The organism is Paraburkholderia fungorum, assembly GCF_902833645.1.
Lineage (GTDB): Bacteria > Pseudomonadota > Gammaproteobacteria > Burkholderiales > Burkholderiaceae > Paraburkholderia > Paraburkholderia fungorum.
On the sequence record NZ_CADFGE010000007.1, the window covers coordinates 190,006 to 215,103 of the forward strand.

The 25,098-nt window shown below is 63.3% G+C and carries 19 protein-coding genes; 9 read left to right on the forward strand and 10 right to left on the reverse strand.

All coding sequences use genetic code 11. The features are described from left to right. Window positions 1-109 precede the first annotated feature (109 nt). Window positions 110-1,516: an argininosuccinate lyase gene (gene argH, locus HWX91_RS22120; protein WP_028196779.1), complete on the reverse strand. Its 1,407-nt coding sequence runs from the start codon at window positions 1,514-1,516 to the stop codon at window positions 110-112. A 148-nt stretch (window positions 1,517-1,664) separates the two neighbouring features. Beyond that, window positions 1,665-2,477 carry a helix-turn-helix transcriptional regulator gene (locus HWX91_RS22125; protein ID WP_028196780.1) on the reverse strand — a complete coding sequence of 271 codons (813 nt, stop codon included), beginning with the start codon at window positions 2,475-2,477 and terminating at the stop codon, window positions 1,665-1,667. 211 nt (window positions 2,478-2,688) lie between these two features. Here HWX91_RS22125 and HWX91_RS22130 point away from each other — a divergent pair, with 211 nt between their 5' ends. Beyond that, on the forward strand, window positions 2,689-3,441 hold the full coding sequence (locus HWX91_RS22130; protein WP_028196781.1) for a class I SAM-dependent methyltransferase: 753 nt from the start codon (window positions 2,689-2,691) through the stop codon (window positions 3,439-3,441). 162 nt (window positions 3,442-3,603) lie between these two features. Here the strand turns inward: HWX91_RS22130 and ppc are convergent, their stop codons facing one another. Next, window positions 3,604-6,750 (reverse strand): phosphoenolpyruvate carboxylase, encoded by a 3,147-nt coding sequence (gene ppc / locus HWX91_RS22135; RefSeq protein WP_028196782.1) that lies wholly within the window; start codon window positions 6,748-6,750, stop codon window positions 3,604-3,606. Between the two features lie 417 nt (window positions 6,751-7,167). Between ppc and hemC the strand changes: the two genes are divergently transcribed. Genes hemC through HWX91_RS22150 form a run of 3 tightly spaced genes read left to right on the forward strand, consistent with a single transcriptional unit; the run spans window position 7,168 to window position 11,398 of the window. Continuing rightward, entirely contained in the window at window positions 7,168-8,184 is a 1,017-nt protein-coding gene (gene hemC / locus HWX91_RS22140) for a hydroxymethylbilane synthase (RefSeq protein WP_028196783.1), read from the forward strand. Further along, entirely contained in the window at window positions 8,184-10,205 is a 2,022-nt protein-coding gene (gene hemDX, locus HWX91_RS22145; protein ID WP_042275020.1) for a fused uroporphyrinogen-III synthase HemD/membrane protein HemX, read from the forward strand. The genes hemC and hemDX overlap by 1 nt, the downstream gene beginning before the upstream one ends. A gap of 2 nt (window positions 10,206-10,207) precedes the next feature. Then, the gene (locus HWX91_RS22150; RefSeq protein WP_028196785.1) at window positions 10,208-11,398 is read left to right on the forward strand and encodes a heme biosynthesis protein HemY; all 1,191 of its coding nucleotides are present in this window, start codon (window positions 10,208-10,210) and stop codon (window positions 11,396-11,398) included. A gap of 167 nt (window positions 11,399-11,565) precedes the next feature. Here the strand turns inward: HWX91_RS22150 and HWX91_RS22155 are convergent, their stop codons facing one another. From HWX91_RS22155 to HWX91_RS22165, 3 genes are all read right to left on the reverse strand, one after another. Next, window positions 11,566-12,885: an MFS transporter gene (locus HWX91_RS22155; protein ID WP_028196786.1), complete on the reverse strand. Its 1,320-nt coding sequence runs from the start codon at window positions 12,883-12,885 to the stop codon at window positions 11,566-11,568. A gap of 84 nt (window positions 12,886-12,969) precedes the next feature. Then, the gene (locus HWX91_RS22160; RefSeq protein ID WP_028196787.1) at window positions 12,970-13,728 is read right to left on the reverse strand and encodes an SDR family oxidoreductase; all 759 of its coding nucleotides are present in this window, start codon (window positions 13,726-13,728) and stop codon (window positions 12,970-12,972) included. Between the two features lie 53 nt (window positions 13,729-13,781). Continuing rightward, on the reverse strand, window positions 13,782-15,221 hold the full coding sequence (locus HWX91_RS22165) for an aldehyde dehydrogenase family protein (protein ID WP_028196788.1): 1,440 nt from the start codon (window positions 15,219-15,221) through the stop codon (window positions 13,782-13,784). A 296-nt stretch (window positions 15,222-15,517) separates the two neighbouring features. Here HWX91_RS22165 and ppa point away from each other — a divergent pair, with 296 nt between their 5' ends. The 3 genes from ppa (at window position 15,518) to HWX91_RS22180 (ending at window position 18,447) form a co-directional block, all read left to right on the forward strand. Then, window positions 15,518-16,045 carry an inorganic diphosphatase gene (gene ppa / locus HWX91_RS22170; protein WP_028196789.1) on the forward strand — a complete coding sequence of 176 codons (528 nt, stop codon included), beginning with the start codon at window positions 15,518-15,520 and terminating at the stop codon, window positions 16,043-16,045. A 64-nt stretch (window positions 16,046-16,109) separates the two neighbouring features. Continuing rightward, window positions 16,110-16,298, forward strand: coding sequence for a hypothetical protein (locus tag HWX91_RS22175; RefSeq protein ID WP_028196790.1), 189 nt, complete (start codon window positions 16,110-16,112; stop codon window positions 16,296-16,298). A gap of 46 nt (window positions 16,299-16,344) precedes the next feature. Next, window positions 16,345-18,447, forward strand: a complete 2,103-nt coding sequence (locus tag HWX91_RS22180; RefSeq protein ID WP_028196791.1) for an FUSC family protein — start codon at window positions 16,345-16,347, stop codon at window positions 18,445-18,447. Here the strand turns inward: HWX91_RS22180 and HWX91_RS22185 are convergent. Next, window positions 18,444-18,779, reverse strand: coding sequence for a GIY-YIG nuclease family protein (locus tag HWX91_RS22185; protein ID WP_028196792.1), 336 nt, complete (start codon window positions 18,777-18,779; stop codon window positions 18,444-18,446). The two genes, HWX91_RS22180 and HWX91_RS22185, sit on opposite strands and share 4 nt — an antisense overlap. A 9-nt stretch (window positions 18,780-18,788) precedes the next feature. Continuing rightward, the gene (locus HWX91_RS22190; protein ID WP_028196793.1) at window positions 18,789-19,958 is read right to left on the reverse strand and encodes a GNAT family N-acetyltransferase; all 1,170 of its coding nucleotides are present in this window, start codon (window positions 19,956-19,958) and stop codon (window positions 18,789-18,791) included. Window positions 19,959-20,090: 132 nt separating this feature from the next. Between HWX91_RS22190 and HWX91_RS22195 the strand changes: the two genes are divergently transcribed. Both HWX91_RS22195 and glnK read left to right on the forward strand, forming a co-directional pair. Next, window positions 20,091-21,806 (forward strand): NAD+ synthase, encoded by a 1,716-nt coding sequence (locus HWX91_RS22195; protein WP_028196794.1) that lies wholly within the window; start codon window positions 20,091-20,093, stop codon window positions 21,804-21,806. Between the two features lie 146 nt (window positions 21,807-21,952). Next, entirely contained in the window at window positions 21,953-22,291 is a 339-nt protein-coding gene (gene glnK / locus HWX91_RS22200) for a P-II family nitrogen regulator (protein ID WP_006048444.1), read from the forward strand. Window positions 22,292-22,528: 237 nt separating this feature from the next. Here glnK and HWX91_RS22205 read toward each other — a convergent pair whose 3' ends face one another. Next, complete coding sequence (locus tag HWX91_RS22205) at window positions 22,529-23,680, reverse strand: porin (RefSeq protein WP_028196795.1); 1,152 nt, start codon at window positions 23,678-23,680, stop codon at window positions 22,529-22,531. Between the two features lie 602 nt (window positions 23,681-24,282). Then, window positions 24,283-25,062 (reverse strand): ABC transporter ATP-binding protein, encoded by a 780-nt coding sequence (locus HWX91_RS22210; protein WP_028196796.1) that lies wholly within the window; start codon window positions 25,060-25,062, stop codon window positions 24,283-24,285. Between the last annotated feature and the right edge of the window lie 36 nt (window positions 25,063-25,098).

The window sequence follows — 25,098 nt, forward strand, 5'->3', positions numbered from 1 at the left end:
TCTTTTTTGCGCGGTGCTTTGCGCAGTCGATCAGTCCGGTCACGAAAACAAAAAAGGCGAACTCGTTGATGAGTTCGCCTTTGTTTTGGTGCCGCGCCTTACCGTTACATTACTTCAACGCTGCGCGTGCGGCCTTGACCGCGGCCAGCACCTGCTCCGGCGCGGTGCCGCCCGGATGGTTGCGGCTGGCCACCGAACCTTCGAGCGTCAGATACGAAAACACGTCTTCGCCGATCAGGTGCGCGACGTTCGGCAGTTCCTGGCGCATTTCTTCCAGCGTCAGATCGGCCAGATCGCAGCCGCGATCGGCGCACACGCGAACCGCCAGCGCCACGGCTTCGTGCGCGTCGCGAAACGGCAGGCCGCGCTTGACCAGGTAATCGGCGAGATCGGTGGCCGTGGAGAAGCCTTGCAACGCGGCGTCGCGCATGGCTTGCGGCTTCACGGAGATGCCCGCGACCATTTCAGCGAAGATGCGCAGCGTGTCCGCAACCGTATCGACGGTGTCGAACAGCGGTTCCTTATCTTCCTGGTTGTCCTTGTTGTAGGCGAGCGGCTGGCCCTTCATCAACGTGAGCAGCGCGATCAGATGACCGTTCACGCGGCCCGTCTTGCCACGCGCGAGTTCGGGCACGTCCGGGTTCTTCTTCTGCGGCATGATCGACGAGCCGGTGCAGAAACGGTCGGCCAGATCGATGAAGCCGACGCGCGGACTCATCCACAAAACCAGTTCTTCCGAGAAGCGCGACACGTGCGTCATCACCAGCGCCGACGCTGCCGTGAATTCGATCGCGAAGTCACGATCGGACACCGCATCCAGCGAGTTTGCGCAGATGCCGTCGAAGCCCAAGGTCTTCGCCACCGCATGACGGTCGATCGGATAGCTGGTGCCGGCGAGCGCCGCCGCACCCAACGGCAGGCGATTCACACGCTTGCGGCAATCGATCATGCGTTCGGCGTCGCGCGAAAACATTTCGACGTAGGCCAGCAGGTGATGGCCGAAGGTGACCGGCTGCGCCACCTGCAAGTGCGTGAAGCCCGGCATGATGGTCGAGGCGTTCTTCTCCGCCATGTCGAGCAGGGCCGTGCGCAGCTCCGTCAGCAGCCCGCCGATACGGTCGATCTCGCCGCGCAGCCACAGGCGGATGTCGGTCGCGACCTGATCGTTGCGCGAGCGGCCCGTGTGCAGGCGCTTGCCGGCATCGCCGATCAGCGCGGTCAGACGTGCTTCGATGTTCAGGTGGACGTCTTCCAGATCGAGTTGCCACTCGAACTCGCCTCGCTCGATTTCACCCTTGATCTGCGCCATGCCGCGTTGGATCGCGGCGAGGTCGTCGGCGGCGATGATCTTCTGCGCGGCCAGCATCGAGGCGTGCGCGAGCGACCCTTCGATATCGACGAGCGCCAGACGCTTGTCGAAGAAAACCGACGACGTGTAGCGTTTGACGAGCTCCGACATCGGCTCCGAGAAGCGAGCCGACCAGGCTTCGCCTTTTTTGTGCAGTTGGGACGTCATGGTGTTGGGCTTTGAACGAGGTGAGGACGCTGACGGCGTTCGCGTACAGGGCGGGCGCCATCGGGATGAGCGAAAGACCGGGATTTTAACACCGGCGGACCGCGCCAGAGACGCCGCCCGCCCAGGCGCTGCTCAGGCAATAGCGCCGCTATTCCCGCACCAGCACCACCAGCTTCAGATCCTCGCGATGCGCGGGCTTGAAGGTGATCTGGTCGTAGACGATACGGCCGTCGCGCGGATGGTTGAATTCGCGCCGGCCGCCTTCCCGGCCGCCGACGTCTTGCGACGCCCAGAAACGCGCAAACGCGTCGCTGGCGGCGGTGAGCGAGTCGATCAGCCCACGGGTGGGCGCGTCGTTCAGATGGCGAATCGAGTCGGCGCGGAATTCGGCGGCGAGGCGTCGCGCGCGCGTTTCCCAGTCGGCGATCAGTTCGCGGGCGGCCGGTTCGGTGAAGGTGTAGCGCAGCAGATTGCGGTCGTGGGTGCCGTCCAGCCAGCCGACGAACAGGTCGGCGGCGCGCGCGTTCCACGCCAGCGCGTTCCACTGGCGGTCGAGCACGTAAGCCGGGGCGTTCACGAGCTGCACGGTTTCGAGCAGGGTGGCGGGGGCATCGGCGGCGGCCGGATCGGGCTCGGCTGGGTCGCGCTGCGCGGCCAGTTCGAACAGATACGCCCGCTCGGCGCGCGACAGTTGCAATGCCACGGCGATTCGCGCCAGCGCCTCGGCGGAAGCGGAGACCGGGCGGCCCTGTTCGATCCACGTGTACCAGGTCGGACTGACGCCGCATAGTTGCGCGACTTCCTCGCGCCGCAGGCCGGGGGTGCGGCGGCGCGGGCCGGGCGGCAGGCCGAGCGCTTGCGGCGTGAGCCGTTCACGGTGGGCGCGGATGAAATCGCCGAGTGCGCGGGCAGGCGTGGCGTCGAGTGGCGGCGGGTGGTCGGCGGAGGGCGGCGTGGTCATTCTTGTCGGGCTGCGCTTGGAGGAAGCGGGGTGGTGTCGGGGTTGTGCTGGGATTGTGCCGGGGTAGTGTTATTGATACCAGAATAATTGCTTAACTTGTACTGGTACACGACCGGTTCTATTGTAACGGTAACGGTTGGAACGACCCAGCGCCGTTCAGACCCATCCGGCCCACGCCCAACCAACCCCCACATAGACAACGGAGTCTTCCATGAAGCATCACGATCAGGTCGCCGACGCCTTCGGCTCGACCGCCGCCGCGTATTTGACGAGTCAGACGCATGCCACCGGCGCCGACCTGCAGACGCTGGCCGAATCGATCGCTGCGACGCCGGGCGCCCGGGTGCTCGACATGGGCTGCGGCGCGGGTCACGCGAGTTTCGCGGTGGCGCCGCATGCAAAGGAAGTGGTCGCGTACGACATCGCGCCGCAAATGCTGGCGACGGTCGACGGCGCGGCGAAGGAGCGCGGCCTTGCCAACATTCGCACGCAGCAGGGCGCCGCGGAAACGCTGCCGTTCGACGACCATTCGTTCGACTGGATCATCAGCCGGATGAGCGCGCACCACTGGCACGACGTGCCGCTCGCGCTGGCCGAAGTGCGGCGCGTGTTGAAGCCAGGCGGCAAGGTGCTGTTCATCGACATCGCCGGCGCCGATCATCCGCTGCTCGACACGCATATTCAGGCAGTGGAAGTATTGCGCGACGGCTCGCACATCCGCGATTACCGCGCCGATGAATGGATTGCGTTTTTCGAAGCGGCCGGTTTCAAGGCATCGATTCGTGAGCGTTGGCGCATCGCGCTCGAGTTCAGTTCATGGGTGGCGCGCATGCGCACGCCGGAGCCGCGCGTGGTGGCGATTCGCTCGTTGTGGAGCAATTCGCCCGACGAGGTGCGCCAGTATTTCGATGTGCAGGAAGATGGTTCGTTCAAGCTCGACGCGCTGATGGTCGAGGCGCAGTAGGCGGCAGGCAACGAGGCGCAGTGAGCCACGCTAAAAGAAAACGGCGGAATGCCGAAACCGACATTCCGCCATAGTGCAGCGAGTCAATTCAAGCCAACGCAGCGCGGTGCAACACGCCGCACCTTCGCCACGCGGCAACCGGCAACCGGCAACCGGCAACCGTTAACCGGTATTGCGCAAGCCCGCCGCGATCCCGTTGATGGTCAGGTGAATCCCGCGCCGCACGCGCGCGTTGGTGTCCCCCGCACGGTGACGTTTGAGCAACTCGACCTGCAAGTGATTGAGCGGGTCGAGATACGGGAAGCGGTTCTTGATCGAACGCGCGAGCAGCGGATTCTCCGCGAGCCGTTCGCTCTTGCCGGTGATCTCCGACAGCACCTTCGAGGTCCGCTCCCATTCCGCGACGATCCGCTCGAACACGTGCTTGCGCAGCTTCTTGTCCGTCACGAGCTGCGCGTAGCGCGAGGCCACCGCGAGGTCGGTCTTTGCCAGCACCATGTCCATATTGGAGAGCAGGTTCGAGAAGAACGGCCAGGTCTTGTGCATCTTCTTGAGCAGCGCAAGGCGGCGGGCGCGCTCGGCGTCGCTCGGTGCGCTGTCCAGATGCGCGGCCACCGCGCTGCCGAAACCGTACCAGCCGGTTAGCAACAAACGGCATTGGCCCCATGAGAAGCCCCACGGAATCGCGCGCAGATCCTCGATCTTGCGTTGCTTCGGGTCCTGCAGTTTGCGCGAAGCCGGACGGCTGCCGATGTTCAACTCGGCGATCTCCGAGATCGGCGTCGACTCGAAGAAATACTCCTTGAAGCCCGGCGTTTCGTAGACCAGCGCGCGATACGACGCCATCGCCGCGTCGGACAACTGCTGCATGGTCTCTTCGAAGGCCGGCAGTTGTGCGGGCGCAATCCCGTGCGGCAACAACGAAGCTTCGAGCGTCGCGGCCACGACCGTTTCCAGATTGCGCCGGCCGATTTCCGGATTGCCGAACTTGCTGGCGATCACTTCGCCCTGTTCGGTCAAACGGATCTGGCCGTCGACGGTGCCCGGCGGCTGCGACAGAATCGCCTGATACGTCGGGCCACCGCCACGGCCAACCGTGCCGCCCCGGCCGTGGAACAGGCGCAGCGTCACGCCGCGTTGATTGAACAGCGACACCAGCGCCAGCTCGGCGCGATACAGCTCCCAGTTCGACGTCAGGAAGCCGCCGTCCTTGTTGCTGTCCGAATAGCCGAGCATCACTTCCTGTTCGTTGCCCTGGTGTTCGATCAAGGCATCCATGCCCGGCAGCGCGATCAGATCGCGCATGATGTGCGGCGCGTTGCGCAAGTCGGGGATCGTCTCGAACAGCGGAATCACCATCAAGCCTGCTCTCGCCGGATCGTTCGCGTCGCCCAAACGTCCTTGCAGCAGGCCGGTTTCCTTTTGCAGCAACATGACTTCGACCAGATCGCTGACGGTCTCCGTATGCGAAATGATGTAGTTGCGCACCGCGCGCAGGCCGAACTTTTCACGCGTGACGCGCGCCTCCTCGAGCACACCGAGTTCGCTCTTCACGAGATCGGAGTACTCGGTGTAGGGCAGACGCAGCGGGCGCGGCTGCGAAAGCTCGGCGAGCAGCACCTTGAGCTTGTCTTCTTCGGCGAGCGACGCATAGTCGTTTTCGACGCCCGCGCGCTTCAGCAACTCGGCGACCACGGCTTCATGGATGTCCGAGCTTTGCCGCAAGTCGATGCTTGCCAGATGGAAGCCGAACACTTCGGCGGCGCGCGCGAGCGGCGACAGGCGCGGTGCCGCGAGCGGCGCGCCATGGTGCGCGGCCAGCGAATCGATCAGCACGTGCAGGTCGCGCACGAAATCGGCGGAATCGTCATACGGTATTGCACGTATCGGCGCCGCGCCGCGCCCGGCGCTGCGCACCGGCACGCTGCCTTCGCCCAGGCGCACGCGGGCGCTAGCCGCGAGCCGCGTGTACATGCCGATCAGCGCGCGGCGATACGGTTCGTCGGTGCGGTGCGGCGACTGGTCGGGCGAAGCGGCGGCGAGTGCTTTGAGCTCATCGCTCGCGCCGGCCAGCAGGTTCGACACCGACAACTCGGCGCCGAGCTTGTGCACCTGCTCCATGTAGTGCTCGAAGATCACCGCGGCCTGGCGGGTAATCGCGTTCTCCAGCGTTTCGGCCGTGACGTTCGGGTTGCCGTCGCGGTCGCCGCCGATCCAGCTGCCCATCTGGAAGAACGGCGGCAGGCGGGCGTCGATACCGTGTTCGGTGAGCGCTTCTTCGATATCGGCGTAGAGCGCCGGGATTTCTTCGAGGAAGGTGGCGCGATAGTACGACAGCGCGTTCTCAATTTCGTCGGCTACGGAGAGGCGCGAATCACGCAGCATGCGCGTTTGCCACAGCGACGTGACGCGGGCGCGCAGCATCGCTTCGTTATGCGCGCGCTCGCGGTCGGTCAACGGCTGATCGCGTTCGGCCAGCAGGCGCGCGACGTCGTGCTGTGCGTCGAGAATGCTCTTGCGCTGCACTTCGGTGGGGTGCGCGGTCAGGACCGGCACGATCAGCGCTTCGTTGAAGAACTGCTGCAGAACCGGCGTCGCGGCGGCGCCCGCGGCGACCAGCCGTTCGAGCGTATGCGCCATGGTGCCCGGTTGCGAGGTCGAGCCGGCCAGCGCGTGAATCCGGTGACGGCGATTGCGGTGGCGGTCTTCGGCGATATTCGCAAGGTGCGAAAAGTAGCTGAACGCGCGCACCACGCTGACCGTTTGCTCCGGGCTCAGCGAGCGCAGTTTCTTGTCGAGCGTCTGGGCGGCGGCGTTGTCGTCTTCACGGCGAAAACGCACGGCGGTCTGACGGATCGTTTCCACGACGTCGAACACCGCGTCGCCTTCCTGTTCGCGCAGCACGTCGCCGAGCAGGCGTCCCAGGTAGCGGATGTCCTGAAACAGCGGATGATCCTTGTCTTCGCGCGTGCGGGCGCTGCTTTTCGGCGCGGGCGCGGGCACGGCCGCGTCCTGCGAAACGGCTTGCAGCTTGGGCGCTTTCGCGGCTTGCGCCACCTTTTCTGTCTTGACGTCCTTCACCGCTTTATTGGCCTTCGCGGAGGTTTTGGCGGACCTGGCGGTTTTGGCGACGTTGGCAGGCTGGCTTGTCTTGCCAGCTTTGCCGGCGCGTTTGGCCGGGGTGGACTGGGCAGCCGTGGCGGCGGAGACGGAAGCGGAAGCAGAAGCAGAAGCGGCGGCGTCGGCCGCTTGAGCGTTGGGCGATGCAGTGTTGCGGCGGGCAGGGCGCGCCGATCCGGAAGACGTCACGATGGGTTTCCTCAGGGAAGCCAGGGTCTGTTGAGTGATGAACTGCTACTGCGGAACTGCGTATGAGTTGCAACGTGAACTGCGCGAAACCAGTACGAAGCGGTATGCGGCCGATGGCCGCCGATGACAACACGCCGGAGAGGGGGCCGCGAGCATTTGCGCAAAGATTTGCACAAAGCGCACGAGATGCCTGGCCTGTCTGCCGGGCACGTTGCGCCGCATTGCATCATCCCGCATGCCGCGCTCCGGTGCGCGAACGACCGTGCTTGAACAGGCAGGGATGGGGCAGGCGCGCTGCGCCGAGGCCCGTCTCCTCCATCGATACCGCGCCGGCACGGCGCTCCGCTGTGCCTTGAGACACAAGGGCGCGTGCTAACATTGATTGTTATTACACCCCGTCATTCAATCAGCAAGCTAATGAACACCGAGACGTTTTCTACGCCACCCCACACGCTTGTGATTGCGTCGCGAGAAAGCCGCCTTGCCATGTGGCAGGCGGAGCATGTGCGATGTGCGCTGCACAAATTATATCCATCTTGTGACGTAAAAATCCTCGGAATGACGACACGTGGCGATCAAATTCTCGATCGCACTTTGTCGAAGGTTGGTGGTAAGGGCCTTTTCGTCAAGGAACTGGAAGCGGCGCTGGCCGACGGCCGCGCCGATCTGGCCGTGCATTCGCTCAAAGACGTGCCGATGGAACTGCCTGAGGGCTTTGCACTGTCCACCATCATGGAGCGCGAAGATCCGCGCGACGCGCTGGTTTCCAACCAATACGACTCGCTTGCCGCGTTGCCGGCAGGGGCGGTAGTCGGCACGTCCAGCTTGCGCCGTGAGGCTATGCTGCGCATGCGTTATCCGCACCTCGTAGTGCGCCCGTTGCGGGGCAATCTCGACACCCGCCTCGCGAAACTCGATCGCGGCGACTATGCGGCGATCATTCTGGCGGCGGCCGGTTTGAAGCGTCTGGGTCTCGGCGAGCGCATCCGCGCGAATCTGGATCCGGAAGACAGCTTGCCCGCAGCCGGCCAGGGCGCGCTCGGCATCGAGATTCGCGCCGATCGCGCGGACCTCGCGGCATGGCTCGCGCCGCTGCATCACGAACATACGGCAGCGGCCGTCGAAGCGGAGCGGATGGTCTCGCGCGCCCTCGGCGGCAGTTGCGAAGTGCCGCTCGCGGCCTACGCGCAATGGCATGACGGCGCGTTGCATCTGCGCGGCATCGTCGCCACGCCCGACGGCCAGCGTGTATTGAGCGCGCAGGCATCGGCGCCGGCGCCCACCGTCGAGCGCGCGATTGCGCTTGGTGAGGAAGTGGCGAGCGCGCTTGAACAGCAAGGTGCGATGGACATCGTCCGTGCGTTGAGCACGGCTAGCGGTCCTGCGGCAGCGTCGTCAGACGGCGCGCCGGATAGCGCGGCGACCGGCGAGTGATGGCGGCCGATATCCCGGGCAACGCATCCGCACACGTCGACAAGGCGGCGTTCACGGTCGTGATAACGCGACCGGCCGGTCAGTCGAACGAGTTAGCCGCGCAACTCGCGGCGGCGGGCGTTGCCGTGCTCGACTTTCCGCTGATCGACATTGCGCCCGTTACCGACGAAGCGCCGTTGCGCGCCGCGCTGGATGCGCTCGAGCGCTATGCGTTAGTCGTCTTCGTGTCCCCCAATGCGATCGATCACGCGTTTGCCCGCCGCGATACGATCTGGCCGCACGCGTTGCCGATTGGCGTAGTCGGGCCGGGCAGTGTGCAAGCGCTGGCGCGTCACGGCGTCGCCGCGCCGGCGTACCGCGTCATCAGTCCCAACTCCTCCGCGGTGGAAGACGACACCGCGCGTTTCGATTCAGAAGGCCTGTTCGCGGCTATCGACAGCGCGCTTGGCGCGGCGAGTCTCGAAGGCAAGCGCGTGCTGATCGTGCGCGGCGACGGCGGCCGCGAATGGCTGGCCGACCGTTTGCGCGAAGCAGGCGCGGAAGTCGAAACGGTGGCGGCTTATCGCCGCCTCGTGCCGGAACCGTCGATCGGCGGCTGGGCGCGCGTTCACGCACTGCTGGCCGGCGCGCCGCACGCATGGCTGCTCACCAGTTCGGAAGGGGTGCGCAATCTGCACGAGCTCGCGCAGGAGCATCTGACCGCGGATGAAATCGTGCAACTGAAGCGCGCCAGCCTGGTCACGCCTCACCCCCGCATCGCGCAGACCGCGCGGGCATTGGGTTTTGATAGCATTACGGTGTCCGGCGCGGGCGACGATCGCATTGCCCGCGCCTTGCTTGCTGCCGTGCCGACCGTAGTCCAACCGGTACCGACCAACCCGGCTTATTCACCGGCTAAATCACGCATGACTGAAACGAACGCATCCACGAACGCTTCACCCCAGCCTGCCGCAACCACCGCGTTGCCGCCGAATCCACCCTTCACGCCCTACGAAGCGCAAAAGCGCCGCAGCGCGAGCGGACCGCTGCTGTGGTTTGTCGTCGTGATCATCGCTTGTGCGGCGGGCGTGGGCGGCTACGCGCTCAATCGCAAGGTGGAGCGCACCGAGCAGCAACTCGCGCAACGCCAGCAGGCGAACGACGCGCAGACCAACGAGTTGCGCATCAAGACCGATCAGGCGCTGGCCACGGTTAAACAATCGGACGCGCAGGTCGCGCAACTCGAAGGCAAGCTCGCCGATGCGCAAACCGCGCAGCAGGCCTTGCAACAGCAATACACCGATCTCGCCCGCAATCGCGACGACTGGACCATGGCCGAAGTCGGCCAGATGCTGTCGGCCGCGAGCCAGCAATTGCAGCTCACCGGCAATACGCAACTCGCGCTGTTCGCGCTACAAAGCGCGGATACGCGGCTTGCCGCATCGGATAGCCCGCAGGCCGTCACGGTGCGCAAGGCCATCGCGCAAGATATCGACAAACTGAAGGCCGCGCCGTCCACGGATCTGACGGGTATGGCGATCAAGCTCGACAACGCGATCGACCAGGTCGACAGCCTGCCGCTCTCCGGCGAGGCGCCGATTGCGCACGCCACGCCGAAGGCCGCCACCTGGGCCGACACGGCGAAGGTGGCCGCGGCCACCGGCGAGCCGCGCTGGAAAGTCTGGTGGCGCGAAGTCACGACCGGCATCGGCCAGCAGCTCACCAGCCTTGTGCAGGTGCGCCGTATCGACAACGCCGACGCCATGCTCGTCACGCCCGATCAAGGCTACTTCCTGCGCGAGAATCTGAAACTGCGTTTGCTGTCGGCACGGCTTGCCCTGCTCTCGCGCAACCAGACCACGCTGAAATCCGATCTGCAGGCGGCGCAGGCCGCACTCGCGCGCTACTTCGACAATACCTCGAAGAAAACCCAGACTGTGATCGACCTGGTCAAGCAGGTGGATGCGGGTTCGGCCGCGGTTGAGTTGCCGAATCTGAACACCAGCCTGCAGGCCGTCAATCAATACCGGAGCCGGGGTTAATCATGGCAATCCGGGGACTTCTATGGCTCGCGTTACTGTTCGCGATCGCGGTGGTGCTGGCGGTGGTCGGACGCTTCGATATGGGGCAGGTGCTGCTGATCTACCCGCCGTATCGCGTCGACATCTCGCTGAATCTGTTCGTGGTCGGGCTGGTAGTGCTGTTCATCCTGATCTACGCGTTGCTGCGCATCGTGCGCAATATCTGGCGCATGCCGCAGCGCGTGGCGGCCTATCGCGCACGCTCGCGTGTTGCGAAGGCGCACGCCGCATTGCGTGACGCGATCGGCAATCTGTACGCGGGGCGTTTCTCGCGCGCTGAAAAAGCCGCGAAAGATTCGCTCGCGAATGGCGACAACAAGGGCGCGGCTGGTTTGATCGCGGCCACTGCGGCGCATCGCATGCACGAGTACGCGCGGCGCGACGAATGGCTTGCGCAGATCGACGAGGCCGACTGGCAGGACGCACGCCTGATGGCGACTGCCGACATGCGTGCCGATGGCCGCGATGCGGACGGCGCGCTGAGCGCGCTCACCGAAATGCAATCGCAGGGCGCGCGGCGGATTCACGCGCAGCAGATCATGTTGCGTGCGCAACAGCAATTGAAGAACTGGGGTGAAGTGCTCAAGCTCGTCAAGACGCTGGAAAAGCGCGAAGCGATCCATCCGGCGGTGGCGGTGCGCTTGCGTCAGCTCGCGGCGGAGAACCTGCTGCGCGACCGGCGTCATAACGCTGATGCGCTGCTGGAGTTGTGGAATTCGCTGTCGGCCACGGAGCGTCATTCGCCGCGTCTTGCCGATCTCGCCGCCGAACTGCTGGTGTCGCTGAATCGTCCGCAGGAAGCGCGCAAGATCGTCGAAGAGGCGCTGGCGCAGAACTGGGACGCGCGTCTGCTGCGTCGTTATCCGGACACGGCCGGTGGCGACGCGTTGCCGCTGATCCAGAAGGCTGAGGCGTGGCAGAAGGATCGTCCGGAAGACGCGGATCTGATGTTCGCGCTCGGCCGCTTGTGTTTGCATCAGCAGTTGTGGGGCAAGGCGCAGTCGTTCCTCGAACGCGCGCTGAAACTGGCCGACAACGAGACACTGAAGATTCGTTCGCATCGCGCGCTGGCGCGTTTGCATGAACAGCTTGGCGATTCCGATAAGGCAAGCGAGCATTATCGTGAAAGCGCGTTGGCGATGAATATCGTTTGATACTTTGATTGCCGCGGCACGTGTTTGATCGTGCGGCGAGTCAGTCAGAAAAAAACCCCGGCGTCGCAAGACGGCGGGGGTTTTTCGTTGAAGCGTCAAGCGTGATTCATGAGTTAATGCTTTTGGTTCGACGGAGGTTCCTGTGTTACTTCGTTCGGCGAGCCGCTTTATTTGTTGACCATCTTCGCCGGCACACTGACCGCCAGCAAACCGCCAAGAATCATGAATGCCGCCAGCATGTACATGCCGGAGTCATTCGCGGCAGTCGCCTGCTTCAGCCAGCCGACCGCGTAGGGGCTCAGAAAGCCCGCCAGATTGCCGATCGAATTGATCATAGCGATGCCGGCCGCCGCGCCCGTGCCGGCGAGAATCGCCGTCGGCAAACTCCAGAACAGCGGCAGGGTGGTCAGAATGCCCATGGTCGCGAGCGTGAGCGAGGCCATTGCCAGCACCGTGTTGTGCGCCCATACCACGGAGAGCACGAGGCCGATTGCCCCGGCGAAGGCAGGCAAGGCGATATGCCAGCGGCGCTCGCGCGTGCGATCCGCGCTGCGCGACACGAACACCATTGCGATCACCGCCGCCGCGAACGGAATCGCCGACAGCAGGCCAATCATGAACGCATCCGTCACGCCGGTCGCCTTGATGATGGTCGGCAGCCAGAAGCTCACACCATAGAGGCCCATCACGAACGAGAAATACGTGAGACTCAGCATCAGCACGCGGCCGCTTGTGAGCACCTGACGGATCGGCATGTCGTGCTTGGTGGCTTCCTCGGCCGACACCTGACGCTCGAGCAAGTCCCTCTCTTCCGCGGTGAGCCACTTCGCCTTCGCGACGCGGTCGTCGAGTATCACGAACACGAGGATCCCGACGATCACGGACGGAATGCCTTCGAGCAGAAACAGCCACTGCCAGCCATGCCAGCCGTTCATGCCGTTGAAGCTCTTCAGGATGTAGCCCGACACCGGACCGCCGATCACGCCGGACAATGCGATTGCCGTCATGAACCATGTGGTCATGCGGCCACGGCGATGCGCCGGATACCAGTATGTGAGATACAGGATGATGCCGGGGAAGAAACCCGCCTCAGCGAGACCGAGCAGGAAGCGCATCACGTAGAACATGGCCGGCGTGGTGACGAACATGGTCAGCATGGAGATCACGCCCCACGACACCATGATCCGTGCAATCCACACGCGTGCTCCGACCTTGTGCAGGATCACGTTGCTCGGAATTTCAAAGATGAAATAACCGATGAAGAAAATCCCCGCGCCGAAGCCGTAGACTGCATCGCTCAGGCCCAGGTCGGTGGTCATCTGCAGCTTGGCGAAGCCGACGTTGACGCGGTCGAGGTACGCGACCACATAGCAGAGCATCAGGAGCGGCGCGAGCCGCCAGGTGACCTTGCGGTAGGTCGCTTCTTCGAACGTGGAAGGTGGCGCACCCGCGCCGGGATGGTGGAGCGGATCTGCGGGACTAGCCATGGTGTCTCCTCTTTTCTTGTGGAAATGAAGTACCGCCGTCGATCGCGATTCTAGCCTTGCTGAACGGTTTGGTTTGCTTGGCGTTTACACGCAGCGCCCGCCGTCCACTTCGAGGCACACGCCGGTGATGAACTCGGCTTCGTCCGAGGCGAGATACAGCGCCGCGTTGGCGATATCCTGCGGCGTCGAAAAGCGCCCGAGCGGAATGCCGGCGAGAAAGCGCTTGCGGTTCTCCGGCGTGTCTTCGACGCCCATGAATTCCGACAGCAGCCCCGTCTCGCCTATGACCGGGTTCACACAGTTCACCCGGATGCGGTCCGGACCCAGTTCGACGGCGAGCGACTTGCTGGCGATGATCACCGCGCCTTTGCTGCCGTTGTACCAGACGAGTCCCGGACGCGGCCTCACGCCGGCCGTCGACGCGATATTGATGAAGCTCCCGCCGCCTTGCTCGCGAAAATACGGCACGAATTCCTGCACGCTCCAGTAGAGGCTTTTGACGTTCACCGCATAGACGCGGTCGAACTCGGCCTCCGTCACGTCGAGCACCGGCTTGTTGCGATGCGTGGTGCCGGCATTGTTGACGACGATCTGCACGCTGCCAAAGTCTTCGAGCGCGGCTTTGCGCAGTGTCTGCCAATCCTCGCGCAGCGTGACGTTGCCGGCCACCGCGATCGCCTTGCCGCCGGCCAGTGCGATTTCGCTCGCCACCCGTTCGGCCGCCGGGCCGTTCAGATCGTTGACCACCACATTTGCGCCTTCGCGCGCGTACGTTTTCGCGATGCCTTCGCCGAAACCCGAGCCGCCACCCGTGACGATGGCTGTTTTACCTGTCAAGCGCATGATGTCTCCGTTGTTTGTTGTGGATGGTGCTGCGTGCTGCCGCGCTGCAGTGCCTAGCCGTGACGAATGGCGATGGTTTTGAGCACCGTGAAGCCATACAGCGCTTCGAAACCCTTTTCGCGTCCGTGGCCTGAATGCTTCACGCCGCCGAACGGCAACTCGACGCCGCCGCCCGCACCGTAGTTGTTGATGAATACCTGACCGGAACGCAGGCGTCGCGCAAGGCGCATCTGACGGGCGCCGTCACGCGTCCAGATCCCCGCGACGAGGCCGTACTGCGTGCCGTTGGCGAGCGAGAGCGCTTCGTCTTCGTCGCTGAACGACATGGCGGCGAGCACCGGTCCGAACACTTCATCGCGTGCCAGACGGTGGCTCGCGGGCACATCGCGCAGCAGCGTGGGCGCCTGATAGAAGCCGCTTTCGGGCGCTTCCGGAATCACTTCGCCGTGTGCGGCCATCGGGATGCCGTCATGTTGCGCGTCGGAGAGAAAGTCCCATACGCGCTGTTGCTGCTTCGCATTGATCAACGGACCACAGTCGAGATCGGCATGCGAGGGCCCGACCCGCAGCGCGTGAAACGCGCCGCTCAGCCGATCGAGCAGCGGCTCGTAGATGGCCCGGTCGATCAGCACGCGGCTGCCCGCCGAGCAGGTTTGCCCGGCGTTCTGCACGATCGCCGAGACCAGCACGGGCAGAGCCGCATCGAGATCCACGTCGGCGAAAACGATTTGTGGCGACTTACCGCCTAGTTCGAGCGTGACCGGCACGTGGTTCTCGGCGGCCATCTGCGTCACGAGCTTGCCGGTTTCGGGTGAGCCGGTGAAGGAGATGTGATCGATGCCGGGATGACGGGCAAGTGCCGCGCCCGCTTCATGTCCGAAGCCGGTGACGACATTCAGCGCGCCCGCCGGCAACCCTGCTTCGGCCGCCAGCTCGGCAACCCGCAGGACCGACAGGCATGCATCTTCCGCCGGTTTGACGACGCACGCGTTGCCGGTGGCGAGCGCCGCGCCGACGCTGCGGCCGAAGATCTGCATCGGGTAGTTCCACGGCACGATATGGCCGGTCACGCCGTGCGGCTCGCGGATGGTGAGCACCGTGTAGCCGGCCTGATAGGGGAGCGTTTCGCCGTGCAGCTTGTCTGCCGCGCCGGCGTAAAACTCGAAGTAGCGCGCAAGTGCCGCCGAATCGGCGCGGGCCTGTTTGAGCGGCTTGCCGGTGTCGCGGGCTTCGAGTAGAGCGAGTTCTTCCTGATGGATGGTGACCAGCATCGACAGCCGGTGCAGCACGCGGCCGCGTTCGACGGCGCTGGCCGCGCCCCATGCACCTTCGAAGGCGCGGCGGGCCGCATGGACGGCGGCGTCGATATCCGCCGCGGTGCCGCGCGCAAGCGTGGTGAACGGCTGGCCGTCCGAGGGGTCGAGCACGGCAATCGTTTCGCCGCCTGATGAAGCGGACCATTCGCCGCCGATGAAATGCCGGGCTTCTTCCATGCATGCTCCTTGAGATGTCGCGCAGCCTATGCGGGGCCGTTGCCGGGAGCGGAATTCAAGCCTCGGCCCGGACGCGCGGTGTTCACAAACGAGAGGCACAATCGAGAGACGCCAGATGATTATCGCGCCGATCCCAGCCGAATGGCATCGGCCGATTGGCTATAATGGCGTATTCCGCACTGTCCGGCTGTAGCGCCGCTCGTGCCGGCGAGTTTCGCGAGAGACTCACGATTCACGCCGCCCGAGCCCGCGCGCCGCACGCCGTGTTCCGAATTCCATCTGATCAGAGAGCGCTCATGAGCTTCAATAACGTCCCCGCAGGCAAAGATCTCCCGCAAGATTTCAACGTCATCATCGAAATCCCGGCGCAAAGCGATCCGGTGAAGTACGAAGCCGACAAGGAAACGGGCCTCCTGCACGTCGACCGTTTCATCAGCACGGGCATGCGCTATCCGGCGAATTACGGCTACATTCCGCAAACGCTGTCGGGCGACGGCGATCCGGTCGATGTCCTGGTGATCACGCCGTTCCCGCTGCTGGCAGGCTCGGTGGTTCGCGCACGCGCACTCGGCATGCTGCAAATGACCGACGAATCGGGCGTCGACGCCAAGCTGGTCGCCGTTCCGCACGACAAGGTCTGCCCGATGACCGCCACGCTGAAGTCGCTCGACGACGTGCCGGCGTACCTGAAAGACCAGATCAAGCACTTCTTCGAGCAATACAAGGCGCTGGAGAAGGGCAAGTGGGTGAAGGTCGAAGGCTGGGCGGATATCGACGCCGCTCACAAGGAAATCAGCGAAGGCGTGGCGAACTACAAGAAGTAAGCTGCGTCGCACTGCTAGTTGACGAAAAAACCGCGCGAGCCTGCAAGGGCCGCGCGGTTTTTTCATGGGCGGCGTTTCCAGCGATCCCGAACCCGGCATGCTGCGTCATGCAGGCAACGCGCCCGTCTGGCCGGCGTTGCTTCAGCACATAGACACAACGCATCGACTGGATGAACCGAAGGCATTTTTATATATCAGTGTTAACCCTTATCATTCGGCGGCTACAGCAGATTTTCTGCCGCTGGCGTATTAATGCGCTGAGCTAGCGCGAACGTGCGTTTTGAGAGCCCACCGTCCGGATGCTGAATCGCAAGTCCCACCCGTCGTCACGTTGGTCGAGCCGTTTGTACGCGAGCCTGTACGCGCTCGTCACCGCGATCTACCGCAAACGGCCGATATGGATGGTGTCGTTTTCGACCAGCGAGGCCAATCTGTCGGAGGGGCTGAGAGCCGCCTGTGCGTCCACCGCGATGCTGGTGCTGGGCAATCTGCTGCACGAGCCGGCCTTCGCCTGGGCCGCGATCGGCGCTTTCTGGACCTGTCTTGCCGACGCCGCCGGCTCGAATCGCGCGCGCTTCGCTTCGATGATGGGCTTTGCGCTTCTGTCGACAGTGTGCGGCGGCGTGACCGCGTTCGCGTCGGGCGAGGGCACGGCGCTTGCGGCGCTCGCCATGCTGGTATTCACCTCGCTCGGTGCGTTCGGCAGGGTCTGGGGCGCGGCGGCATCGCAGGTGACCATTCTCGCGGCGACCGCCTGCGTGGTGATGGTCGACAAGCCCATGCGCGACTTTCGGGAAGGGATGGCGTTTCTCGGCATCTATCTGGCCGGATGTCTGTTTGCCGTCGTGCTGAGCTTGACGGTCTGGCGTATTCATCCGTTCGGCACGAGCCGCGCTTCGCTGCGGGCGGCGTACGTGCGCCTCGCTGACATTGCATTCGACAGTGCGCGCCTGCTGGAGCAGCGCGCAGCGCCTCGCGAGTGGGCGACGCATGCCGCGAAATTTCGCGCCGATGCGCGGGCCGCGCTGGAGCGCTCTCGCAAGGCGCTCGCGAGCGTGCCGGGTTCGCGAACGGCCGGCCGGGAAACCTACGACAATCTGCTCGGCCTGTTGACGGAGAGCGAGGCGCTCTTTGCCTATCTGATTGCAGTCACTGGCGCCTGCGAAAAAATCCCGGGGGACCCACGTCGGGCGAGGCGCGCGGCACGACTGCTGACCGGCATAGGCGAGGTTCTGCGCAGAGTGGGCGCCGCCACCGGCGAAGCGCAATGGGACCGTCTCGCCGACCTGCAACGCCGATTGCGGCGCCTCGCCAGGCGGCTTGAATCCGCACTGACGGAACCTGTCGCGCTCAAATTCGATTTCGAACTGGTTGATTTCGCGCCGGCGTATGACCAATCGCTGGCGTGGCGGGACCGTGCCGTCAGAATACTGACGCGGACCTGGTCGACCTTCAAGGCGAATCTCTCGGTTCAGTCGGTCGGCTTGCGGCACGCAGCCCGAGTGGGCGTGACGACCACGGCGGGCTTTCTGGTCATCCGGGCGCTCGGGCTTCCGTTCGGCTACTGGGCAACCATGGCGACGCTGCTGATCCTGCAACCCTCGATTGCCGCGACCTGGCCAAGAAGTATCGAGCGCGCTGCCGGGAGCATTGTCGGGGGCGTGCTGGCGGCTGCAATCGGTTATGCGATTCATTCGCCGCTCGGCATTTCCCTGGCGGTGTTTCCGCTGGTGGTGGCCACCATGGCGCTGCGCCCCGTCAGCTACAGCCTCTTCGTTCTGTTCCTGACGCCGACCTTCGTGCTGGTGGCCGACTTCGCGACGCCGGGCGCCAGCGAATTTGCCTATGCAATCACGCGGCTGGGCAACAATGTGCTCGGCTGCGTATTGGCGCTGCTGGCAACCTTCTACCTGTGGCCGACGCGCGAAAAGGTCGACTATCGCGCCTATCTGGGCGAGGCGGTTCGGGCCAATCTCGCATATCTGAGAGCGGCGCTGGAATCGCCGCAGCGAAGCGAGAAGGACATGGAGCGCTTGCGCCGCGCCGCCGGCCTCGGCAGCAATAACGCCGAGGAGGCAATTGGCCGGATTCGACTCGAAAAACTCGAGGACTCGATGGTCGACACGGTCACGCTGACGGTACTGAGCGTGTTGCGGAAAATGGCGGGCACCGCGACCCAACTGCGCTTGAGTACGAACCTGCGCGGCAGGCACGGTGAACTCGGCGTCTGGATCGACTCTACGAGTGCCGACATCGAGGCGGCCTTGAATCGAACCCTGCGGCCGATACGGCGCGAGCTTCCCGCACGCGACCGGTTGACGTCGCTCGAAGCGGATGCGGTGGGGGAAATCGCGCTGATGCACCGGCTGCTGACGGAGCGGATGCGGGAGGCGAGGGGTTAGGTCGGCTCCGCCGATTTGGATTGGGATTCAGCTTCAGCTTCGGCCGGAGGCTCGGGTTCAGGCTCGGGCAGCACCGATTCAAGCGTACGCAGCCCGCCTGCCAGCGCCCGCTTCTCGGCAGGCTGAAGCCGCTTGACCCAATACTCCGCGCGCGACGCACTCGAACGATTCGCCAACTCGAACGACGCCAGCACCCGCACCGGCTTGCGCGAACGCGTATAGCGCGCGCCGTCGCCGCTCACATGCTTGTCGAAGCGGGCCTGCACGTCGGTAGCAATGCCGGTATAGACGCTGCCGTCCGAACATTCGAGCAGATACAGAAACCACGCCATGAGTACGCTTCAGCCTTTGAACGGATTGTGTTCGCGCAGCTCGTCCACATAGGCGTGGATGCTGTTCTTTTCGTTGTCGAGGAAATGGCCGACCGCGTCGGCGAAGGCCGGATGCGCGAGCCAATGTGTGGAGCGCGTCACAGTCGGCAGAAAACCGCGCGCCATTTTGTGTTCGCCCTGGGCGCCGCCTTCGAACGCACCGAGCTTTTCTTCGATGCAAAATTCAAGCGGCTGATAGTACGCGGTTTCGAAGTGCAGGCAGGGCACATGTTCGAGCGCGCCCCAGTAGCGGCCGTACAAGGTGCCGCCGGTTTTCGCGTCGCGCTGATACACCACCAGCGAGCTCGCGATCGGCTTGCCTTCGTATTCAGCGATCACCAGCAGCAGATTTTCCGGCATCGAGGCGCCGATCATCCGGAAGAAATCGAGGTTCAGATACGGACTCGAAAAGTGCTCGCGGTAGGTTTGCCGATAGCACTTGCTGAAAAATCGCCAATCCGCGTCCTGGATATCCTCGCCGCGAATCCGGCGCATGGTCACGCCGGCTTCCTGGACCTTGCGACGCTCCGCGCGAATGTTCTTGCGCTTCTTCTGTTCGAGCGTGGAGAGAAAATCGTCGAAGTCGCGATAGCCGTCGTTGAGCCAGTGGAACTGCACGCCTTCGCGTTGCATCATGCCCATCTCCGTGAGCGCGCTCGCCTCTGTTTCAGTTGGAAACAGCACGTGCAGCGAGGACACGTCGGCCTGCTCGGCGAACGCCATCAGCGTCGCGGCCAGATGCTTGAGCGCATGCGTATCCGCCGACAGCAGCCGGTTGCCTTGCACCGGTGTGAACGGCACGGCGCAGAGCAGCTTCGGGTAATACGGCAGACCGTTGCGTTTGTACGCATCGGCCCAGGCCCAATCGAAGACGTATTCGCCGTACGAGTGCCCCTTCAGGTACACGGGCGCGGCGGCCACGAGCCGGTCGGTGCGCGGATCGGTGAGCGTGACGAATTGCGGCGCCCAGCCGGTATCGGCAACCGCGCAGCGGGTCGCGGAGAGCGCGCTCAAAAACTCGTGCCGCAGAAACGGCGTGGGCTGCGTCTGCTGCGCGAGAAGGGCGTTCCATTGCGCGGCGTCTACCTCGGAGGGCGACGCCAGAATGCCCGTGCGATAATCAAAGCGTTCCTGGTTCAATCTGTCTGACTGTTCCCAATGAGCGACGCAGGCCTGTAGCGATGCGTCGTTCGTTTATCCGATTTGTCCGTTGCCGTCGAGCTGACCAGCCGCGGTACTCGCAAGCCCTGTGGCTTGCCTGTCGATCCTGCCATGAAGACCCGAATCGCTCTTGCTCAAATCAATGTCACTGTCGGCGACTTCGCCGGCAACGTCGCGAAGATTGTCGCTGCCGCGCGCGCCGCGCACAACGATGGTGCGAAGCTGCTGATCGCGCCTGAACTCGCGCTATCCGGCTACCCGCCCGAAGATCTGTTGCTGCGTCCCGCGTTCTACGCCGCAAGTGCCGCCGCGCTGGCCGATCTGGCCACGCAGCTGAAGCCCTTCGCCGGCTTGCATGTGATCGTCGGCCATCCGTTGCGTGACTTGACGTACAACCCGTTGACGCACAACGTGGCGCACGGCCATGGTAATGCAAACGCGCCGATCGAGCGCGGCGTGCCGCCGGTCGATACCTTCAACGCGGCTTCGCTGATCGTGGACGGCGAGGTGGCCGGCACCTATCGCAAGCAGGATCTGCCCAATACCGAGGTGTTCGACGAGAAGCGCTACTTCGCTTCCGACCCGAAGCCGTTCGTGTTCGAACTGGACGGCATCAAGTACGGTGTGGTGATCTGCGAGGACGCGTGGCATGCGTCGGCCGCGCAAATGGCCAAGGCAGCGGGCGCACAGGTGCTGCTGATTCCGAACGGCTCGCCGTACCACCTGAACAAGGAAGCGGTGCGTTTCGACATTCTGCGCGCGCGGATTCGCGAGACCGGTTTGCCGATGGTCTACGTGAACATGGTGGGCGCACAGGACGAACTGGTGTTCGACGGCGGCTCGTTCGTGCTCGACGAGAAGGGTGAACTGGTCGCGAAGATGCCGCAGTTCGAGGAGGGCAACGCGATTGTCGAGTTCGACGGCGGCAAACCGTTGCCTGCCGCTATCGCGCCGGAACTTTCGCTCGAAGCGCAGGTGTACGCGGCACTCGTGATGGGCGTGCGCGACTACATCAACAAGAACGGCTTCCCCGGCGCGCTGATCGGCCTGTCGGGCGGCGTGGATTCGGCGCTGGTGCTGGCCGTCGCGTGCGACGCGCTGGGCGCCGACCGGGTGCGCGCGGTGATGATGCCGTCGCGCTACACCGCGGACATTTCAACCACCGACGCCGCCGAGATGGCGCGCCGCGTTGGTGTGCGTTACGACGAAATCGCGATCGCACCGATGTTCGACGCGTTCCGCAACTCGCTCGCCGATGAGTTCGCGGGCCGTGCCGAAGACGCGACTGAAGAAAACATTCAGGCGCGCATTCGCGGCACCTTGCTGATGGCGTTGTCGAATAAATTCGGCTCGATCGTGCTGACCACCGGCAACAAGAGCGAGATGGCGGTGGGTTACTGCACGTTGTACGGCGACATGGCCGGTGGCTTCGCGGTGATCAAGGACATCGCCAAGACGCTGGTCTACAAGCTGTGCCATTACCGCAACCAGGCTACTGCGTTCGGCAAGCAGGACGTGATTCCCGAGCGGATTCTGACCCGTGCGCCGTCGGCGGAGCTGCGCGAAAACCAGACCGATCAGGACAGCTTGCCGCCGTACGAAGTACTCGACGCAATCATGCGCATGTACATGGAAGAGGATCGCTCGCTGGCCGAAATCATCGCGGCGGGCTACGCGGTCGACGATGTGAAACGCGTCACGCGGCTCATCAAGATCAACGAATACAAACGACGTCAGGCGCCGATCGGCATTCGCGTCACGCATCGCGCGTTTGGCCGCGACTGGCGTTATCCGATTACGTCGCGCTACACGGAACCGGTGGAGTGAGTCTCAGGCGAAAGGCTGCGGACTTACTGACTTACCCCATAGCAGACCTGAAGCGCCCGCCGGATCGCCGCAACGCATCCGGCGCGGCGTAGAATAAAAATCATCCATTTCCCTTTCACCTTTCCAATCACGAGACGAGGTCCGCCATGAAGCGCATCACTGCAGTCATTAAACCGTTCAAACTCGACGAAGTGCGCGAGGCGCTCGCTGAAGTCGGCCTGACAGGGCTGACGGTGACCGAAGTCAAGGGTTTCGGCCGGCAGAAAGGCCATACCGAGCTCTATCGTGGTGCAGAGTACGTGGTCGACTTTCTGCCGAAAGTGAAGATCGAAGTCGTGGTCGCGGACAACCAGTGCGATCAGGTGATCGACGCGATCATCGGCGCGGCGCGCACCGGCAAGATCGGCGACGGCAAGATTTTCGTCGCGGACGTCGAACGTGTGATCCGGATTCGTACCGGCGAAGAAAACGAAGCGGCAGTGTGAGCCGTTCGTTCCGCACGGTCGAAACGGTGCTTTAAAACGGCGGTATTGGCACTCGCTTAGTGCGCACCGATCAGGTGCGGCGAAGCAGTGGTAAAACCGCGCGCGCAAATAAAAAACGGTGCGATACCCTTTCGGACATCGCACCGATACGCGCCTCTCGCAGCAGCGTGAAAAAGATTCTCTTGAAGAATTCGTTGCTACACCCCGAAGGAAATCCCTTCGGGGCACACCGTTCGATTAGAACGAGTGTTGAATACCTGCATACACGCCGGTCTGGCTGTGACCCGGCAGCGGGTTGTCCGTGCTGGTCGCCGTACCTGCGTTGTTAGCATTCAGGCCGTAGTTAGCCGTCTTGCTGTTTTGCGTCGTAGCGATCTGGATGTCCAGCAGCGTGCGCTTCGACAGGTTGTACGAGCCGCCGATCGTGTAGATCGTCGCGTTGCCTGCGCCATTGTTGCCGTTCACGTGATAGACCGCTGCGATCAGTGCCGCAGCCGGCGTTGCTTGCCACGTCACGCCACCCCATTCGTGATCGAGCGTGGTCGGCTGACCCGGCAGAACGCCTTGAGCGCCGGCCGAACGGATCGCCTGGTAAGCAGCCTGAATCTTGAACTGGCCGAGGAACACGTTCAACAGAGCCGAGTATTCGCGCGATGCTGCGAACACGCCGCTGCCGATATTGTTCGGATTGACCGTGCTGGCGCTCGGGCCGTACAGAACGCCGTTAGCAGGATTGCGGATTTCGTCGTACAGACCGCGAACCTGGAACAGCGAGTTCGTGTAAGTGATCTGTGCGCCAGCTTCGCGACCCTGACCGGCCGGGTTGTTACCGTTCCAGTTCGTTGCGTTCGACAGCGCGTATTGACCGTAGAAGTCAAAGCCCGCGATCTTCGGCGACTGGTAAGCGAAGTTGTTGCTCGATTGCGGCCAGTTGCGGCCACGCACCAGCGAAGCCGACGACCAGTTGGACTGACCGAACGGATCGAAGTCCCACACGCCGTTCGAGATGAAGAGCATCCGGCCCATCGTGAACGTACCGTACTGGTCGTTCGACAAACCGACAGTTGCCCAACGATTGAAGAGACCGCCGCCGCCAGGGCCTGCACCCGTCATGGTGTTGAAGGAGCCTTCCAACTGGAACAGCACCTTGTTGCCACCACCGATGTCCTCAACGCCCTTCAAGCCCCACAGGCTCGTACCCCAGTCGCCGCTTTCTGCGCGCCAACGGTTCGTGCTGCCCGTTGCCTGGCCATTTGCACCGACGCCTTGCGGAACGCCCGTCATGTATTCGAGACCAGCGTCAAGGCGGCCGTACAGCGTCACGCTGCTTTGGGCGTGCGCAACTACACCGGCTGTCATCAGCGCAGCGGCGAGCAAAGCTTTCTTCATCTTCTCCTCCATACCCTGTCAAAAAGTGAAACCCAGTACTGCGAATGGTGTTCGGACACAAGCGCGCCGAACAGAAATCGGTACCAGGGAGATTAGCGGGTGGATTGGGTCTCCTGCCGTGACGGATAGCCTCAGCGGGCTATTCTTCGCGCCATGCCGATCCCTCGCCGACCGGTTCTCCTCTGTTGCTTTGAAGTGAAACTACTTTTAATGAACTTTGTTTTGCTACTTTGGTTACTAATTTATCAAAAATACCCTGGAGTGGGAGAAGAAATTAGTACCGCCCCGGGTGGATGTCTCCAAATTGCAATACGAATGTGCACAAGGAATCGTTGCGATGTCTCCAAAAAGACGGGAAACCCTTATGCGACAAGGGAATCACGGATTGGGACGGGGAACGTTAAGGATTGCCACTATTGACGCGTCAAATGCGTCAGAGTAGAGCGAAAAGAGGGTGTTGCGGGCCAGGTTTGGCCCGTTTTGGCGGCCGGAATGGGCGGAATAGGCAGGTGAGCGAAGTAAAAAAGGCGCTCGTAAGCGCCTTGTAATGCTACTTTGACTACAGCCCGGATAGTGGGCTGTATGACCGCTTTAGTTGAGCTTTATTTTAGGCTGCCGGAGAGGAACTGCTTGAGTCGTTCGCTCTTTGTATTCCTGAAGACTTCGTCCGGGTGGCCTTCTTCCTCGACGCGGCCTTGATGCAGGAACATCACGTGATTCGACACGTTGCGCGCGAACGCCATTTCATGCGTGACGACGATCATCGTGCGGCCTTCTTCGGCGAGCGTCTGCATGACCTTGAGCACTTCGCCGACCAGTTCGGGGTCGAGTGCGGAGGTCGGCTCGTCGAACAGCATCACGTCCGGATGCATGGCCAGCGCGCGCGCGATTGCCACGCGTTGTTGCTGGCCGCCTGACAGATGCGACGGGTACTGCTTCTCGAGACGCGGCGCGAGGCCCACTTTCTCCAGATACTCGCGTGCCCGCTCTTCGGCCTCCTTACGCTTCAGACCCAGCACGTTGACCGGCGCCTCGATGATGTTCTCGAGCACGTTCATATGGGTCCACAGATTGAAGTGCTGGAACACCATCGACAGCTTGGTGCGTACGCGCTGCAACTGCTTCGGATCGGACACGCGCAGCGCGCCGGCTTTGCCGATCTGCGTGCGGACTTCTTCGCCGTCGACAAAGATGCGCCCCGAGTTCGGCTGCTCGAGAAAGTTGATGCAGCGAAGCATCGTGCTCTTGCCCGAACCGGACGAGCCGATCACGCTGATCACGTCGCCGGCATTGGCCTTCAGCGACACGCCCTTGAGGACTTCGTTGTCGCCGTACTGTTTGTGAAGCTCATCGACGAAGAGCTTTTGCTTCCTGGTGTTCATCGGGTTCCTTGGCGGGCTTGCTTGCCTGGGGCGCAG

Excerpts from the sequence above, each read along its gene's own strand:
- argH (WP_028196779.1), bottom strand. The coding sequence starts at position 1,516 with ATGACGTCCCAACTGCACAAAAAAGGCGAAGCCTGGTCGGCTCGCTTC.
- HWX91_RS22125 (WP_028196780.1), bottom strand. The coding sequence starts at position 2,477 with ATGACCACGCCGCCCTCCGCCGACCACCCGCCGCCACTCGACGCCACG.
- HWX91_RS22130 (WP_028196781.1), top strand. The coding sequence starts at position 2,689 with ATGAAGCATCACGATCAGGTCGCCGACGCCTTCGGCTCGACCGCCGCC.
- hemC (WP_028196783.1), top strand. The coding sequence starts at position 7,168 with ATGAACACCGAGACGTTTTCTACGCCACCCCACACGCTTGTGATTGCG.
- hemDX (WP_042275020.1), top strand. The coding sequence starts at position 8,184 with ATGGCGGCCGATATCCCGGGCAACGCATCCGCACACGTCGACAAGGCG.
- HWX91_RS22150 (WP_028196785.1), top strand. The coding sequence starts at position 10,208 with ATGGCAATCCGGGGACTTCTATGGCTCGCGTTACTGTTCGCGATCGCG.
- HWX91_RS22155 (WP_028196786.1), bottom strand. The coding sequence starts at position 12,885 with ATGGCTAGTCCCGCAGATCCGCTCCACCATCCCGGCGCGGGTGCGCCA.
- HWX91_RS22160 (WP_028196787.1), bottom strand. The coding sequence starts at position 13,728 with ATGCGCTTGACAGGTAAAACAGCCATCGTCACGGGTGGCGGCTCGGGT.
- HWX91_RS22165 (WP_028196788.1), bottom strand. The coding sequence starts at position 15,221 with ATGGAAGAAGCCCGGCATTTCATCGGCGGCGAATGGTCCGCTTCATCA.
- ppa (WP_028196789.1), top strand. The coding sequence starts at position 15,518 with ATGAGCTTCAATAACGTCCCCGCAGGCAAAGATCTCCCGCAAGATTTC.
- HWX91_RS22175 (WP_028196790.1), top strand. The coding sequence starts at position 16,110 with ATGGGCGGCGTTTCCAGCGATCCCGAACCCGGCATGCTGCGTCATGCA.
- HWX91_RS22180 (WP_028196791.1), top strand. The coding sequence starts at position 16,345 with ATGCTGAATCGCAAGTCCCACCCGTCGTCACGTTGGTCGAGCCGTTTG.
- HWX91_RS22185 (WP_028196792.1), bottom strand. The coding sequence starts at position 18,779 with ATGGCGTGGTTTCTGTATCTGCTCGAATGTTCGGACGGCAGCGTCTAT.
- HWX91_RS22195 (WP_028196794.1), top strand. The coding sequence starts at position 20,091 with ATGAAGACCCGAATCGCTCTTGCTCAAATCAATGTCACTGTCGGCGAC.
- glnK (WP_006048444.1), top strand. The coding sequence starts at position 21,953 with ATGAAGCGCATCACTGCAGTCATTAAACCGTTCAAACTCGACGAAGTG.
- HWX91_RS22205 (WP_028196795.1), bottom strand. The coding sequence starts at position 23,680 with ATGAAGAAAGCTTTGCTCGCCGCTGCGCTGATGACAGCCGGTGTAGTT.
- HWX91_RS22210 (WP_028196796.1), bottom strand. The coding sequence starts at position 25,062 with ATGAACACCAGGAAGCAAAAGCTCTTCGTCGATGAGCTTCACAAACAG.